Below are 13,992 nucleotides of genomic sequence, written 5' to 3'. Positions count from 1 at the left end.
TGTTCCGTTTCACTTAGTTTGACCGGGTTCGTTTCAGATACTTTGACCACCTGATTTTTGAGGGTTTATTGGTCTTTCTACTCGCTGTCAATATCGTTGAAAGTTATTCGTCCCTTCATGCGGTGACTGGGGCCTTCAAAAATGCAAATATGGGCATTCTCGAACATCCTGTCGATGGCAGCACTTGCCAGGATCGGATCGGTAAAAACTTGTGGCCATTCTTCAACGTCGCGGTTGCTGGTTAAGATCATAGCCGAATTGTGCTTGCGTCGATCAAATAAATCGAAGATCTCCTCACTCACGTCTCGTGGCATTGTTACGACGCCCCAGTCATCCAAGATCCATAGCTTTGATGTTAGAATTTGTTTGAATAAAACATCGAGCTTATTGTTCTCGCGCGCTTTACGGATCTTTGTCCCAAGTCTTTTTACACTCGTACAAAAAACACTGTGACCAGCCTGCGCAGCGCTCATCCCAAGAGCAATCGCAAGATGACTCTTGCCCGTGCCGGGACTTCCCAAAAACAATGCAATTTCGTTGTTCTCGATAAACTTTAAATCTTTCAGATCCTCGATTTTTTCGCGCGGGAGTTTTTTATTGAAATCCCAATTGAACTGCTCAAAGCTTCTTCGCTCTGGGAACTCCGCTTTCTTAATCCTTTTTTCTACGGCGTTATCTGCCCTTGCATCTAATTCCGTGGATAGAAGCTCACTGAGCCACTTAAGATCCTGGCTGCGTTTTCCTTTTTGAACTAAACCCTCGATCTCTGCGGATGCCGCGGGCATTCGTAACTGCTTTAACTGATCGCGTATCACATCTATTGTCATAACTGTCTTTCCTTTCAGTGGGCCTGGTTGCTATGAACCAGACGTAAATGGTTTTTATACTCACTCATGTCGCGCGCAAACTTACCTCCCACCGTCTGCGCGGATAAAACCTCCTCATGACGAGGAGCTTTGGGTTTTGGCTTTGCCATAATATTCAATAGTTGATGAACTGTTTTTAAATTTACCTGTGATAACTCCAGCGCTGAAAGGCAGGCCTTGTCGATGTCGGCATTGCTGTACTTCTTGTTCAGCGTCAGAAGACCCCATACGCTGCGTGTATCAACAAAACCTTCGCCTCGAGCCAAAATAATTCCTACAAAGCGCTCAACATTGACGCCGATAATTTTTGCTTGCTTCAGATAGTGACCATGATCTTGAAGAGTCTTCTCCCAAGACTCCTTGTAATGATCTTTACAGGCTTTACTTGTGAATTTATCTTGGATGCGCTCGTAAACTTCTAACAGTCGACCGTTGCAGTAGATACTTACTTGAACTGAATTACCAATCACCAAAGCTATTTCGCCTTTGAGTCTTGTGTCTACTCGGTAGTACTTGTTTGCAAAGCGAACATAACCATCAGACCTCACTGTTGAGCGAGTGATGGTTTCCACTTCGTAGCGTAATAAAGGAAGAGGCTTTAACAACGAGGCTTCATCGTTAAGAAACACATCCAAAGGTTTTTGTAGGTGAGTCCCGTGCTTTCTCTCATTGGCGATACTCATCTTTTTATTCATGTGTGACTGTGCGCCGCTCAGTGAATATTGGGACTTATCGTAGGATTCAAAAAGGCGACGCTTCATTGGAACCATTCGCTCCACTTTGCCTTTTTTCTCTGGAGAATAAGGCGGCAATGCCTCGACAACGAACCCGTAGTGCGAGGCCAGTCTTTCAAAGGCCGGGTTCAACGTCGGCTCGTGCTTTGATGCCTCATGAACAAAGACTTTGGGATTATCAGAAGTCACTTTACGAGGGACTCCGCCAAGTTCCTCAAACATGCTTATTAAAACTTCGGCAGTTGTTTCAAAGTCGAGTTTCTCTACAACTCGGGCCATCTCGTAACGAGAATGCCCAAGAACGCCAACGAAAATCCAAATTGTTTTTTTCTTTTTTGTGACAGGATCGACGACGTCAAAGAGCTTTCCCCAGTCCACCTGCAGACATTCCCCCGGTGAGTGAACAAGCTCCATCACATTGCGCGCAGGTGCGGATCGCATAAGTTTGTGGCGGTGAATGTAGCGGTAGAAGTTAGATCGCGGGACAGAGAGCGGAAGCTCTTCAAAAATACTTTGCGGACTCCAGCCAAGTTCAATGCGCTCCTTGATCCATTCGCGCTTGGGATCTAAGATGGCATCCGTTTCAATGGCCTTCTCGCTGCGACCATCGCGCAGCGGAAACAGCGCCTCTGGGTAAGGTGGGATTTCTTTTGAGGTTTTGCAGTAGATTTTCTTCTCTGGGTTTGCGACGGCTACATAGCCATGCTCTATCGCCTGGTCGCGGATTTTTATGACGTAACCTTTGCCTTTACCAGTTGATTTAGTCAGTGCGGTGAGTGAGTGTCCTTCGCGAAGGCCTTCGACGATTTTTCGGTCCACTGTGATTTTCTCCAAGTCCTTTTTTCTGAGTTTCCGCATGCGTATTCCTTGCTGTAGTCTGGTTGTTAAACCAGCAGCTTAGCGCATGGGATCAGATGGAGAAAATGTGCTGAAAACGTAAGCAATTGCCCGGTCAAATTAGGTGGGATTTACTTCCCCCAAAGCCGGTCCACTTACGTGGGATTTGCCCCCCTTGAAACCGGTCAAACTACGTGGGATTGGACAGACTCAAACGAGTTTTTGTGTTTTACAAATTCCCGCAATCGGTGTTCTTGTGATTTAATCGACCCCTCCGGATTTTCCGCCTGCTCCTCAGTTGAAACCCGAACATAGATCCCGATTTTATAACCAGTGTGGTTTTTAATTTGTTTTTTCATTTAAGCACCTACCTTTTTAGTTGTGGATTTATCCAACCCAGAAACACTTAAAGCTGTAGGTTCAGTGGAATTTAAAGAGCCAGTGGTTTTTACACCACTGGCTTGCTGGCGAAGTCTTTTATATAAAACTTCGCCCATTTCAGCAAGTAATTGCTCGAAGCGTTCTGAACTGACCTTTTGCTTTTTGGTTAGGATTGATTTTGGCTGCCAGTTTTTAGGCTTTGCCATAAACGACCTCCTAATACGGATTTATAAAGTCTTGCGGGCTCTTGTTGCTTTGTTCATTCGGTTCGATGATTGGCTCGGTTGATTTCGAATTGCTTTGATTGCCTGCTGCAATTTCAGTTGCGGCCGAAACATTTTCTGATTCAGCAACCAATTCAATTTTTTCAGGAACAAGCACGGGCCGATCAATGGCATCACTGATTTTTTGATCCATTTCATTGAGCTGCGACCGAATTGCCTTTTCATGGGCTAACAATTGATTTTTAACCTCACGGACAAAACTTATATAATTGTTATCAAACGTTTCCTGCATCGCAGTTCCACGTCTGACCATTTTATAATATCGGTACGAGAAGTAAATGGCGGCAAAAACAATTCCGCTGATTCCAGCGATCATCAGAACAATTTTTAAAAATTCAACCGCCACCAGAAAGAATTCATGCAGCATGAATTTGAACACATAAAATGCTCTGTAAAGATGTTCCATGATCTTTGTAATCATCTTCACACAAAGACCAACAAAGATAATAACAGCTAGGATTCCACCAATAGCCATGATGTTTTGATTATCGTTTTTCATAAATATATTCCCCCTTAACCCGTAGGGTGTTAAAGAATTTTTGTTTCATCGCAAGACTTAGAAGGTGTTGATATTTGTGGACTTTTCGTCGATTTTAAAAAAATCTCTCGATTTGAATTTTGCCCAAGACTTGCTGCCGATTTGCCTAGGCTTTGCATAGCGTTTTCATAGACTTTGCAAATACTATGACCCTTGAATTTACCGTGAATGATTTTGGTATTCCAAAAATCTTTTTTGAAATCATCCAAACGAATAAACTGAAAGTCCGCAAAATCTTTTTGAACGTAACTGCTCTTGTAGAACTGGCTGATCTTATCATACATCCAGTCATTACGAACTAGCCAAAAGACAAAGTGTATGTCATGCAGGTTTCCATAATACCGAAACGTCGTCCCGTATCGGTCAGCGTCCTTCAGGTTCAAGTCCACCTCGATGCCAAAGCTGATCTGTTTCAATCCAAATGATAATGTCGTTATGCCATCAGGCACATGGCCTTCATCCCGAACATAGTCCTTTGGAAAATTTGATCTCCGCAGCGATGACAGCATCTGCTCGGTGAAAAACACTTTATCCCAATTGCTTTGCCACAGCTCGCCTAGCTGTAGGCATGTCGCAAAGTAGTCATGGGCTGGCGCATGGGGTTTGTAGCGATATTCAACAATATCATCGCGGTCCATCAGCACCACTTCAAAGCCAAGGCTGGTTAGTGCAAAGACTTCGTGATCCAGGTATTTGCCACGAGGAAGGCTTTGAATGTATTTTTCTTTTTGCAATTGGCGAATCGCCTTATACGCCCACCACGGCGATTTTTTCGCGTACCCAACTTGAACCAGCATGGCAAAATTGGCCACCTTCCAGGTCCACAAAAAATCAAGAACCAGGATGTCGTATATGCTGAGTTTACGGTTTGATGTGCGTTTGAACTTTCTTTTGATAAAAGAAGTCCTTTTCGAATTTCTTCGACTCATAAAATTTCCTTTCCTTTTTCTAAAGGTAAAACGTTTGTGTCTGTTGAATTAAAAAGTGATCCTGACTGGGAACATTTGTGGCCGCAGAATCATGAGACTTTTTATTTGGCTCTAAAATTTGAGCCATTAAGTTTGGTTGAAAGACAAAAGTCTTTCTATGTTGGATTTGAATGTGCGATCAGCTCACGCCCGATGAGCTTCAGTTTTTATGGGCAAAAACCTCCTTTGGTTTTAGGGTTAAAAAATGGCGACGCGTCTGAATTCAAATGCAAAAAGTCACGAAGAAAAAAATAAATATTTTTTCCTGTGACTGAGCGAAATCCCATTCTTAGAGTGGTTTCGGTTTTGAATTTCGTGTCTATTTTAAATTAGGAGACTTGGTACTGATGCAAACTGTGAATTTCAAAATTTTGATACACGTTTGACTTCTGTATGCAGAATAGACTGAAAATCAGCACCCCGCAAAATCTAAATTTGAAATTGAAAAGATTACAGGTTTCTTGAATCTCAAAACTTCGAATCCTTTCATAGTATGTCGGGCGTATAGTATTGCCCTCTATAAGGTGCTGGGTGGTCGCCTCAAATCAAATTAAACGGACAAATGGACCAATTGTTTTTTGCACCACTCAAAATATGTTGGATGCTTGTGAACCCTGCGTAATACGCGCTATTGACGAAGAGCCCGAGCATGTGCCAATGGCGTGGGCGGAGCTTTTCCCGCAGCGACTAAATGCAGAGCCATCGACAAATAACTTCGCGGATCAAGGTCATTCTTTTTACAAGATTCAATTACAGTGAAAAGTGTGGCGGCGGTATCTGCGCCAGCGTGATTTCCAGATCCGTAATAATTCTTTCTTCCGACTACAGCATGACGGATCGTACGTTCGGCCTCATTGTTTGAAAGAGGAATACGGTTATCATTTAAGAACAACATAAATCCGGCCCACCTTTCTGTGAGATACTCTATAGCCTTTCTTTTCTGACTGCCAGGGCGTGAATTTGAGTACTCTCCTATGAGATTTTTATGAAGACCCTCGGTAATCAACTGACTTTTCTCTTTTCGTAGCCGCAAAAGGTCTTCAAAAGAGGAAGCCTCTCTTTCAATTTCAAATAATCGATCAATATCATCTAAGATTGGTTTTACTGTTGGATCGTGGTCTTCAATTTTTATAAATTCTCTGCGTGCATGTGCCCAACAGAATGCTTGGGGAATTTCTAATTTCGCTAGTATGTTGTATCCAACATAACCATCAGTAACGACAGGTCCACTGTATCCACTCAAAAAATCCTTAACAACTTGTCCTGATCTGGTGGGCTTAAAACAATAATGACTACCGTAACGATTGCTTACCACCCACATGTAGCCATCTTTTTCAGTCTTATCTTGGATTTTCCAAGGGGTTTCATCCAGGTGTAAGGCAAGATCGCTTGATTTCAATTCTTTGAGAATTTCAGCTTGTACAGGTTCAAGACTAGCAGCTGCAAGTCCAGACAATCTTGAGAGAGTACTATTTTGGATCCCTTTTAAACCCAGCGATTCCATTTCTCGGGTCTGTCTTTCTAAGGGCATGTGGCTGATATATTTATCAGCCACAACACTGATAACAAAGTCAGTTGAATAGTTCATTCCTGGCAATAGGCCCGAAGGGCCATTGGCAGTGATAATAACTTCTTTATCTGAGTCTGGAATGAACTTTGGATCCAGTTTATATTTATACTTCTTGTGGATTTCTTTGACATAGGATCTTTCAATGATTTGTATTTGAAAAGATTCATCATAAAGACCCGTATTTTTCCACATTGATGGATGTGGATTGTCGATACCACGAAGTTTTGCTTCTTCATTAAGTTCGTCATCTGAAAGATGGTGCGCAACTTCGCAGCTAGGTAAACCTGACCATTTATTTTTCTTTTGCTCTTCACGTGACACTTCAGCAGGGAACGCCGCTTGGCTGAATAACATAGCCTCGGTTTGGCTTTTGTCACGAGGACGATCTGTGGCTTCAGCTCGTTTTTCAGTGGATTTACCAAAAATACTTCTACGGAGCAGCTTTATACGCTCATCTAGGTTGAATTTAGACTGCAGGCTAAGCGCTTGCTCCTCTTGAAGTTTGGCAACTAATAGTTTTTGCTGTGCAATGAACTCGAGAGCTTGCGACAGAAGTGCCTGCAATATGCGGGGATCTTTTTCGCTTTCAATAATTTTTCGAGTTCTTTCATCCATCAGCCGGGAGTTTGTAAAAACCCTTGCGGAAGATCAACAGCTTCCCTTTGCGTCACTGGGATTTGTGGCGCTAAAGCTGCCATAGAGCGGTCAACAATAGGTGTTCTGATCACACTTCCGTGGAAAATCAGCTTTAATTCTGACAAACTGACCTCCGATCGCCCCAATAGTTCGGCCAAAGACATAAAGTTCCCTTTTTCCATACGTTTTGAAATCAGTACCAGCCCTGTCCCATCATAGAAAATAGCTTTGATGCGCTTACGGTTTTTCCCGAAGAACAAATACACATGTCCCTGATCCATAATCGCCTGCATTTGATGGACACATAAAGAATGTAATCTTTCAAAACCACACCGCATGTCGATACTTTCGCGATATACAAATGCCCGAAGCCCCTTGCGGTCTAAAAACATGATTTACCTCGCTGAAGTTCAAGGATGGTTTTTACGGCAATAGATTCTGGTATCTCTAAAATATATCCTTCTGGAGTTCTAACCGTCACAGTTAGACCCAGATTAGTTTTTTCTTCTAATGAAGGTCCAACTGTGACAGTTGGACCTGGTTGGACTGTTAATGCATGAAAGTCAGATTTAATATTTTTCTTGGGCTTCAATCGCCACGACATAATAGTTGCATAGGGGATGTCGATTTGTTGGGCTGTTGCTTTAACTGGTACATCCAGGGCAAATAATTCTTGGATTCTGGACTTTATGGATTTCGGCCAAGGTTTTCTGACGGAGCTCACTTCGGAATGATATTGCCGAGTCAGCTCTTGGATTTCTTCTATTAGTTGGTTCGCACGCTGTGTTTTCATGAATCGCAGCATGCTGGATATTGATTTCAGTTCCTAGACGCGTTTTATGCAGTGGTTACGGATGCTTCCATGAAATCCAATTTAAGCCACAACCAAGTTCAAAATATTTTTGCTCGGAAAAGTATATTTATGTGAACAAATGAAAAACCCCGGTACTTTCGCGCGGGGTTTACTGATTTTAATTTGAATGGATTCGGAGGGTTTTTGGCCGCAAAAAATTAATTCATAAATATGTATAGACGACCAAACCACTATGATCTCGAACCAATAAATTATTTTTTCCAAAGAATTCCACATGAGGGCGATTAGAGAAATCTGGCACTCCCAGTTTAGAATCATAGGATGTGAATGACTCATGAACCAACTTTCCTGTCATAACTTCCACAACTTGATGTGCAAATCCCTCAAGATGTGAATAAAAGGTGGTATCTTTGCCAATTGTTGGAATGCCGTTTGTAACAGATCCGTACAGGTAATTCAAAACAACAAAGCGAGAGTCTGGCGAATAAGTGATCTTCGTTAGTTCTAAGAAGCATCTCGACGTACAATTATAATTACCCGAAGCTTGAAAGCTTGGAAACTGAGATACGGTTTTCCTATCTTCAACATTATCAAAATCAAAAGCGCTAATCCATTTGCCATCTTTTTTGATCGACCTTTCATCTAAGATCAGCCTTCCGTCGGGCGAAAAAACTGAATCCAATCCGCCAGTGAAATTAAAGCCTGGATCGTTATATATGGGATCTTGAGGTATATCTATTTCATAACTATCATCGTTTAATAGCTTGCGGACCCGGATTACATGTGCGGGGTGATAAATGCCAGGCATGTACTCTCGTTTATATCTAATTAATGCGTACTTTCCAGATGAGGCCAGCGAGACACCACTCACAATAGCACTTAGTTCGATACGTGCTGGAAAGCGTTTCACCGAATAATTCTGCAGGTCAACGCTAACAATTTCACGAGTTGCAGCATCGTATGCAGCAAAATATCCGTTCGCCACAGAGCCTGCTTGATAATTTGATGCTGGCAGTTCAAGTATTATTTTGTTTTGATCGATATCCCAAAACTGATATTTAATAGCATACCTACTCGGTTGTTTTGAATCATGAATACCAACAACTATATGATGCGTATTAGGAATAAACTGACTCATTATCAATTGAGAAGAACTATCAAGGTCATTCTGGTCAAAAATATTTTGAATGGTTTTATCAGTCGTGTTCAGAATTTTGTACGTTTGACCGTGTTCACCAACGTAGCTAAATAAAATATATTTTCCATCCGTTGATGATGGACTAAATCCTGAATAACTGTAATATCTTTCATCAAAGAGCAATTTTGATTCAGGGGCAAAAGAGTCTCCATTTGCATTCAAATTATAGATGTAGATCCTGAAACGGTTTTTGGAAGGAACAATAGTTGTCAAAACTTTGCCATCTGAACTCATAAATTCATTGTGTGATAGCGATTTGTATTCTTCTGGAAGCAAAGGATCTCTCAGCATCACTTGCGAAATTTTCGAATCTGCAAATGAAATATATTTCAAAATTCCACGGCCAGCATCACCATTGCTAAAAAATACGCCACTGTTGGTAATCCAGCTATTGGTAAGTTGGTTGTCTTTCACAACGGCTAATTCTTTAAACTGAACCTGGCCAGCTGGTCGCAAATCATCGTTATTGTTTGCAGATTTATCAGGCGTATTTTGTGACCCAGTCTTACTGTTCGAATCTTGTTTTGCGACGATTTCGACTGGCGATGAAGTGGCTACATGATCTGAGTTATTAGCGCAGGCGCTAAGCGTTAACTGAATTACGAAAAATAAGAGTAGTGAGTTATTATGTGTCATCGCGATCTCTCCTGAGTAAGGAGGGGACTGTATCAAAAGCAAATCTGCGCATCAACTGTTATGATTTAGACGATGGTGAAACTTTTACATTTTTAAATTTCATTTCTAAATGGCGGAGCTCGCAGAGCATTGGCGAATAAAATCCAATGTGACCTTGGCATAATGCCGTCAGTTTTGAATGGACCTTTTAGCTCAAGGCCTAATTTCGACTTAAAAACGAAATTAAGCCGGTCGAACTAAAAAGCACTATAATTTGGACCAAATGAAAAACATGAATAATAAGTTCAGTCAAATTGAGCAAAAATCGTCAAGGTCACATTTCTTTTTGCTCGGCTCTTTCCAAACTCTTACCGTCTGCCACAGGCGCTCATACAGTAGATTTTATCTGTCGAAATTTTGGATATAGGTTATTTTTAATTCATCGGTTAACATTGCTTTTTCTAAATCAAAGTGCGTCTTGGGGGCAATTATGAAAAAACTTATTTTCGGGAGCTTAATTTTATCTTCAACTCTATTTGCGGGTTGCAACAAAAACAGTGACACTCCGATCAATACTGCTGAAGTATGCAGAAAAGAAGCGACCGATGCGTCCAATGAGGTTAATAGGCTAGCTACAACTATATCCGTCTCTTTAACTCGCGCACAGATCGAGAACGTCAATATAGCTTGTAATAACTATCAAGAACTTATCAAAAGTCAGTCTTGCAAAACCAGTGTTGCAGATTTAATAGCTTCTTTAAAAAACACCCCTTCAAACGAAAAGTTTTGTACCGACGTGAAAGCCATGGTTGCTGATTTTAAAAAAGTTAATAGCGAGCAAAGCACTTCGTACAAAAGGATTCTCTGCGGTCAAGATGTGTTGAGATATTATGCAGAGGCTGACTATAGGACCCGTGAACTTAGTTACCGTACTTCGCCACATCAAGATGTTGGAATGGCTTTGGCTTTTTGCAATGATTTCAAAAGTAAAATGGGCAACTCGGCTTGTGTTGCTCCTGATGCTTTCCCACGTTATCTTGACTCAACGTCTCTAGCTAGTGCCTGCGACAGAACTCAAAAATTTTTTGCTTCTAGTCTAAAAATTATGTCCGATGAAGAGGGCAATCCAAAAATAGCTCAATTGCACTCAAAGATTAAAATGACTTTATTAGTAGATGATTCTGTTCTAATGGATTCGACTTTAGAATTTCAAGACGGAAAATTATTTAATGCAAATAAAAAAGCGGCTGATGATTTGTCATCTTCTTGCCATTTCACGCTCAATAAAACCAAGCTCGTAAACGGATCTGTCCTTGAGTTTGATAAGTTTAAAGACTATGGATGGAATGTAGTTCTTTCAAATCAAACTACTGGTGGCGACTATCCCGAAATTAGCTGTTCTAATTCAAGATGGAGCGACGGAGCAAACATTAAGATTGATGACCTCAAAAATGCATTTATGGGTATTTTTAAAATTGAAATCGTAAAATGATTCACAAAATGTACATTTAACTTCGTGTAATTAAAGCCCCTACCTAAAAACCCAAATTTCGATCAAAAAGGTTCAACGATGTTGAACCTTTTTTCTTGGAGCTGAATCTGAAGTCAAAGCTCGTGTGTATTTCGAATATGAAATCATATTCTTCTGGGCGGTGGCTGCATTCCCGGCCATAACTAAAATCATTGTTTTGAGTTGGCCCGCAAAAGCGAGCACGATTCCAATTTTAATTATTGCGGCAATAAATTTCATCATGCGACCGAACCTCTTTCTTTTTCACAGCGCCGAATAGCCATGGCCACCGTTGATCGCCGAATCTTGTAGATTTCGGCGATCTGACGCTGGGTAAGGCCCTGTTCCCGATAAAGTTTTGCCAGCTCAAGGGGATTGGGCATTGTTTTTTTCCACTGAACCGCATAAACTCTTCTTAGAGTGAACTCGGTTGGTTCGACTACATTAGCCTCGGGCCTACCAAATTTCTTCTAAGAAATTTAAAAAAACCACCCACCAGGTGGTTTTTTTATTTGTCCTTCCCCCTCCAGTAAATTGAAAAGCCATCTCATGGCTGTGTTTTATTTCCTCTGATGGTCGGCTTCTGCGGACCAGATTTCCAGATAAACCTTTACCATTTTATCTATATCCACCTTCTTGAGAAGGGCGGCATATTGAGTTTCAATTTCTTTTTTCTTACTTATCAACTTGGATTTTTTGGCAATGGCAAAATAGATTTCTCTTTCGGGGAAGGGGGTGTCCATGTAGGAAATCACTTTGGACTTCTTGATATAGCACAGCCCTGCATTAAGGCCGTAGACAGTGTATTGAACTCGGTTTGCCTCTAATAGTTTAAAAACAGATTCGATATCGGGGACTTCATACAGGTTCTTTTTGTAGTTGATATTCTTTTCGGTCAGATAGTCTTTAAACAACCCGATTCCTGCATCACCAATTAAACCTGCTCCGGGTTTATCATAAAGATCCTGAATTGATTTTATTCCCGCATCTTTACGAAAAAAATAACAACCTTGTCCTTCAAATAAGGAGGCTCAAGGTAATCAAGATAGACCAGTCTTTCATTTGTCTTGTGCTGCCCGATTAAAAAATCAACGTGGCCGTCTTCTGCCAACTTCTGAACCCGTTTCCAGGGGCCTGAATAACTGACCCTGTAATCGAACTTCAAGCTTTTGAATAGCTGATGAGCCAGGTCTACCCCCACGCCCTCTAAGGCGGTAGCGCTTTTCTGCCACGATACGGGCGGATATGACGGGCTGCCTGTGATCCTATACGGCTGAGCATAGGCATTTATGCTTAAGCAGAGACAAAGAAAGCACAGGGTTTTGATCATAAGTTAATTTATGTTCAGAACCCTACAGAGGCTATCTAAATTAGCTCTTTGTGATTTTTATGGATTTCCAATTTGGTGTTTAACACCTGATTTTATTTCTCGCGACAAGTGATCGTCGTGCTGCGACCTTGCAAGTTGACTTTAAACGACTTACCGCTGGTTGAATTCAGCATGGTTGAGGCATTCGCAGTCAGATCGTCATTGATGTGAGAGTTAAAGTAGGCATGCTGATTCCAGACTTTACGACTTGGCATCCACGAGCCTGCGGTGGCGGGCTTGAAGACACGAAGGCCTGTGATGGTTTGGGCGATCTCTTTTTCTGCATCTACTTTGTACAGACCTCTCACGCCATAGTTGTTGGCCACCGCCACCAATTCTGCATAGCCATCGCCGTTCACGTCGGCCACCACTGGATATTCACGTAAAGTACCTGAAGGGTTGATGGTTGACCAAACAACTTTCAGGTCGCCGGATTTGTCCATTTCGTAGATACGCAGGAATTGTTCGTCGCCATAGATGATTTCCGGTTTGCCATCGCCATTGAAGTCGAAAGATGTGATGCCCGTAACCAAAGAGCTGCAGTCCTGGGTCACGCTGCCAGCGATTTTATTTCCATAGTTATCAAAGATAGTCAGTGATTTCCCTGTCGCAATGGCGATCTCCAAAGTGTCTGACTTACCATCAAAATCGCCAATCGAAGCCTGGCCGCCGCCAATAACGGGACGCTGTTGGGCGTCCAGCCTACAGATAAGATCAGAATGTTCTGCCAATGCTTTGTCAGAAAGGATTTCTCCGGTAAGACCATTATAGATCGTCAGATAGCCACCACCCGTGACAACGACTTCAAGCTCTGCTGTTTCTGGCATCAAATCAGCGGAAGCCGGTGTGCCCGTGCGTTTGAAGGACCAAAGCTTTTTGCCTGTTTCGTCGTATACAGCGGTGTTGCTCACGATATAAGGTGCACTGCCTTTTATTGTGCTCAGGCTGGTTGCATAGGTGTCACAGGAAGTTGTCTGCTCATCCAAACGGAAAGAGACAGAGGGTTTTTTCGAAGCATCTTCAGAGACAATGTAATTACCGGCAATGATTGAAGATCCAGCCTGACTCGAAAATTGAGCTCCGGCAAAACCACCTTTGCATCCACCCAGCGCCGTCGGCAAAGCCAGAGTCCAGCGCAGAGAACCATCATTGTTAAGGGCAACCATGGAGTTCTTCTTCTGTTGAAGATAGAAAATCTCAGGACGGCCGTCGCGATCAATATCCAATAGCAGAGGGGATGTCGAAGCATAAGGGCGAATACTGTCCTCTGAAGCGCTCCATTTGGTTTCACCTGTGCGACCGTTGATCACACGCAAGATGCCGTCGCTTTCATAGGCTCCATTTTTAAATGTGACGAATAGAATTTCTGGAGTGCCGTCGCCATCCAGATCTCCCACAACAGGAGCAGCCATGACTTGTTTGTATTCCGGAAGCAAACTGGCTTCGGGGTCCCACGCATAGTCCAGAGTGGGTTTGACTTCTTCTGTGATCATCTCACGGCAGATGGGTGCTTCGGGAATTCCGGCTGACTCCAGGGAGGCCATGTCGGCGAACTGAACCTGTTGTGGCGCACAGTTTTGAAAGGTGGTGACCAGAGTGATTGAGCCCAGAATGAAAGCACCATTTTTAAACTTCATTGATTCCCCCGTAATGTTCGTTAAGCAACCTGGGT

15 protein-coding genes are annotated in these 13,992 nt (G+C 42.4%); 1 reads left to right on the top strand and 14 read right to left on the bottom strand.

What is annotated here, in order from left to right; all coding sequences use genetic code 11:
• Positions 1-77: 77 nt before the first annotated feature.
• From istB to ACZ5ZV_RS19430, 9 genes are all read right to left on the bottom strand, one after another.
• On the bottom strand, positions 78-827 hold the full coding sequence (gene istB, locus ACZ5ZV_RS19470) for an IS21-like element helper ATPase IstB (protein ID WP_464117240.1): 750 nt from the start codon (positions 825-827) through the stop codon (positions 78-80).
• Between the two features lie 14 nt (positions 828-841).
• Positions 842-2,458 carry an IS21 family transposase gene (gene istA / locus ACZ5ZV_RS19465; protein WP_464117241.1) on the bottom strand — a complete coding sequence of 539 codons (1,617 nt, stop codon included), beginning with the start codon at positions 2,456-2,458 and terminating at the stop codon, positions 842-844.
• A gap of 338 nt (positions 2,459-2,796) precedes the next feature.
• Positions 2,797-3,024, bottom strand: coding sequence for a hypothetical protein (locus tag ACZ5ZV_RS19460; RefSeq protein WP_464118861.1), 228 nt, complete (start codon positions 3,022-3,024; stop codon positions 2,797-2,799).
• Positions 3,025-3,034: 10 nt separating this feature from the next.
• Positions 3,035-3,601, bottom strand: coding sequence for an MbeB family mobilization protein (locus ACZ5ZV_RS19455; RefSeq protein ID WP_464118860.1), 567 nt, complete (start codon positions 3,599-3,601; stop codon positions 3,035-3,037).
• A gap of 29 nt (positions 3,602-3,630) precedes the next feature.
• On the bottom strand, positions 3,631-4,452 hold the full coding sequence (locus ACZ5ZV_RS19450; RefSeq protein WP_464118859.1) for a hypothetical protein: 822 nt from the start codon (positions 4,450-4,452) through the stop codon (positions 3,631-3,633).
• Positions 4,453-5,236: 784 nt separating this feature from the next.
• A complete protein-coding gene (gene tnpC / locus ACZ5ZV_RS19445; RefSeq protein WP_464118795.1) occupies positions 5,237-6,793 on the bottom strand; it encodes an IS66 family transposase in 1,557 nt (518 codons plus the stop codon).
• Positions 6,793-7,206: an IS66 family insertion sequence element accessory protein TnpB gene (gene tnpB, locus ACZ5ZV_RS19440; RefSeq protein WP_464118794.1), complete on the bottom strand. Its 414-nt coding sequence runs from the start codon at positions 7,204-7,206 to the stop codon at positions 6,793-6,795. Before tnpB ends, tnpC begins: the two co-directional genes overlap by 1 nt.
• On the bottom strand, positions 7,197-7,607 hold the full coding sequence (locus ACZ5ZV_RS19435) for a hypothetical protein (protein ID WP_464118793.1): 411 nt from the start codon (positions 7,605-7,607) through the stop codon (positions 7,197-7,199). The genes tnpB and ACZ5ZV_RS19435 overlap by 10 nt, the downstream gene beginning before the upstream one ends.
• A 223-nt stretch (positions 7,608-7,830) precedes the next feature.
• The gene (locus ACZ5ZV_RS19430) at positions 7,831-9,462 is read right to left on the bottom strand and encodes a hypothetical protein (RefSeq protein ID WP_464118858.1); all 1,632 of its coding nucleotides are present in this window, start codon (positions 9,460-9,462) and stop codon (positions 7,831-7,833) included.
• A 469-nt stretch (positions 9,463-9,931) separates the two neighbouring features.
• Here ACZ5ZV_RS19430 and ACZ5ZV_RS19425 point away from each other — a divergent pair, with 469 nt between their 5' ends.
• Positions 9,932-10,933: a hypothetical protein gene (locus ACZ5ZV_RS19425; RefSeq protein WP_464118857.1), complete on the top strand. Its 1,002-nt coding sequence runs from the start codon at positions 9,932-9,934 to the stop codon at positions 10,931-10,933.
• 72 nt (positions 10,934-11,005) lie between these two features.
• On the opposite strand, the gene ACZ5ZV_RS19420 is transcribed toward ACZ5ZV_RS19425, so the two are convergent.
• The 5 genes from ACZ5ZV_RS19420 to ACZ5ZV_RS19400 all read right to left on the bottom strand — a co-directional run bounded on the left by ACZ5ZV_RS19420 (position 11,006) and on the right by ACZ5ZV_RS19400 (position 13,957).
• Positions 11,006-11,194 carry a hypothetical protein gene (locus ACZ5ZV_RS19420; RefSeq protein ID WP_464118856.1) on the bottom strand — a complete coding sequence of 63 codons (189 nt, stop codon included), beginning with the start codon at positions 11,192-11,194 and terminating at the stop codon, positions 11,006-11,008.
• A complete protein-coding gene (locus ACZ5ZV_RS19415; RefSeq protein WP_464118855.1) occupies positions 11,191-11,334 on the bottom strand; it encodes a hypothetical protein in 144 nt (47 codons plus the stop codon). The genes ACZ5ZV_RS19420 and ACZ5ZV_RS19415 overlap by 4 nt, the downstream gene beginning before the upstream one ends.
• 177 nt (positions 11,335-11,511) lie before the next feature.
• Positions 11,512-11,865 (bottom strand): hypothetical protein, encoded by a 354-nt coding sequence (locus tag ACZ5ZV_RS19410; RefSeq protein ID WP_464118854.1) that lies wholly within the window; start codon positions 11,863-11,865, stop codon positions 11,512-11,514.
• A gap of 62 nt (positions 11,866-11,927) precedes the next feature.
• On the bottom strand, positions 11,928-12,281 hold the full coding sequence (locus tag ACZ5ZV_RS19405; protein WP_464118853.1) for a transporter substrate-binding domain-containing protein: 354 nt from the start codon (positions 12,279-12,281) through the stop codon (positions 11,928-11,930).
• Positions 12,282-12,373: 92 nt separating this feature from the next.
• A complete protein-coding gene (locus ACZ5ZV_RS19400) occupies positions 12,374-13,957 on the bottom strand; it encodes an FG-GAP-like repeat-containing protein (protein ID WP_464118852.1) in 1,584 nt (527 codons plus the stop codon).
• Positions 13,958-13,992: the final 35 nt, after the last annotated feature.

The sequence above is a fragment of the Bdellovibrio sp. HAGR004 genome, from assembly GCF_055397015.1.
The sequence above is the reverse complement of the archived record's forward strand: the minus strand, read 5'-3'. Positions and strand labels throughout refer to the sequence as shown.

Bases quoted from the DNA above. Each gene is read 5' to 3' on its own strand.
- istB (WP_464117240.1), bottom strand. From the start codon at position 827: ATGACAATAGATGTGATACGCGATCAGTTAAAGCAGTTACGAATGCCC.
- istA (WP_464117241.1), bottom strand. From the start codon at position 2,458: ATGCGGAAACTCAGAAAAAAGGACTTGGAGAAAATCACAGTGGACCGA.
- ACZ5ZV_RS19460 (WP_464118861.1), bottom strand. From the start codon at position 3,024: ATGGCAAAGCCTAAAAACTGGCAGCCAAAATCAATCCTAACCAAAAAG.
- ACZ5ZV_RS19455 (WP_464118860.1), bottom strand. From the start codon at position 3,601: ATGAAAAACGATAATCAAAACATCATGGCTATTGGTGGAATCCTAGCT.
- tnpC (WP_464118795.1), bottom strand. From the start codon at position 6,793: ATGGATGAAAGAACTCGAAAAATTATTGAAAGCGAAAAAGATCCCCGC.
- tnpB (WP_464118794.1), bottom strand. From the start codon at position 7,206: ATGTTTTTAGACCGCAAGGGGCTTCGGGCATTTGTATATCGCGAAAGT.
- ACZ5ZV_RS19435 (WP_464118793.1), bottom strand. From the start codon at position 7,607: ATGAAAACACAGCGTGCGAACCAACTAATAGAAGAAATCCAAGAGCTG.
- ACZ5ZV_RS19430 (WP_464118858.1), bottom strand. From the start codon at position 9,462: ATGACACATAATAACTCACTACTCTTATTTTTCGTAATTCAGTTAACG.
- ACZ5ZV_RS19425 (WP_464118857.1), top strand. From the start codon at position 9,932: ATGAAAAAACTTATTTTCGGGAGCTTAATTTTATCTTCAACTCTATTT.
- ACZ5ZV_RS19420 (WP_464118856.1), bottom strand. From the start codon at position 11,194: ATGATGAAATTTATTGCCGCAATAATTAAAATTGGAATCGTGCTCGCT.
- ACZ5ZV_RS19415 (WP_464118855.1), bottom strand. From the start codon at position 11,334: ATGCCCAATCCCCTTGAGCTGGCAAAACTTTATCGGGAACAGGGCCTT.
- ACZ5ZV_RS19405 (WP_464118853.1), bottom strand. From the start codon at position 12,281: ATGATCAAAACCCTGTGCTTTCTTTGTCTCTGCTTAAGCATAAATGCC.
- ACZ5ZV_RS19400 (WP_464118852.1), bottom strand. From the start codon at position 13,957: ATGAAGTTTAAAAATGGTGCTTTCATTCTGGGCTCAATCACTCTGGTC.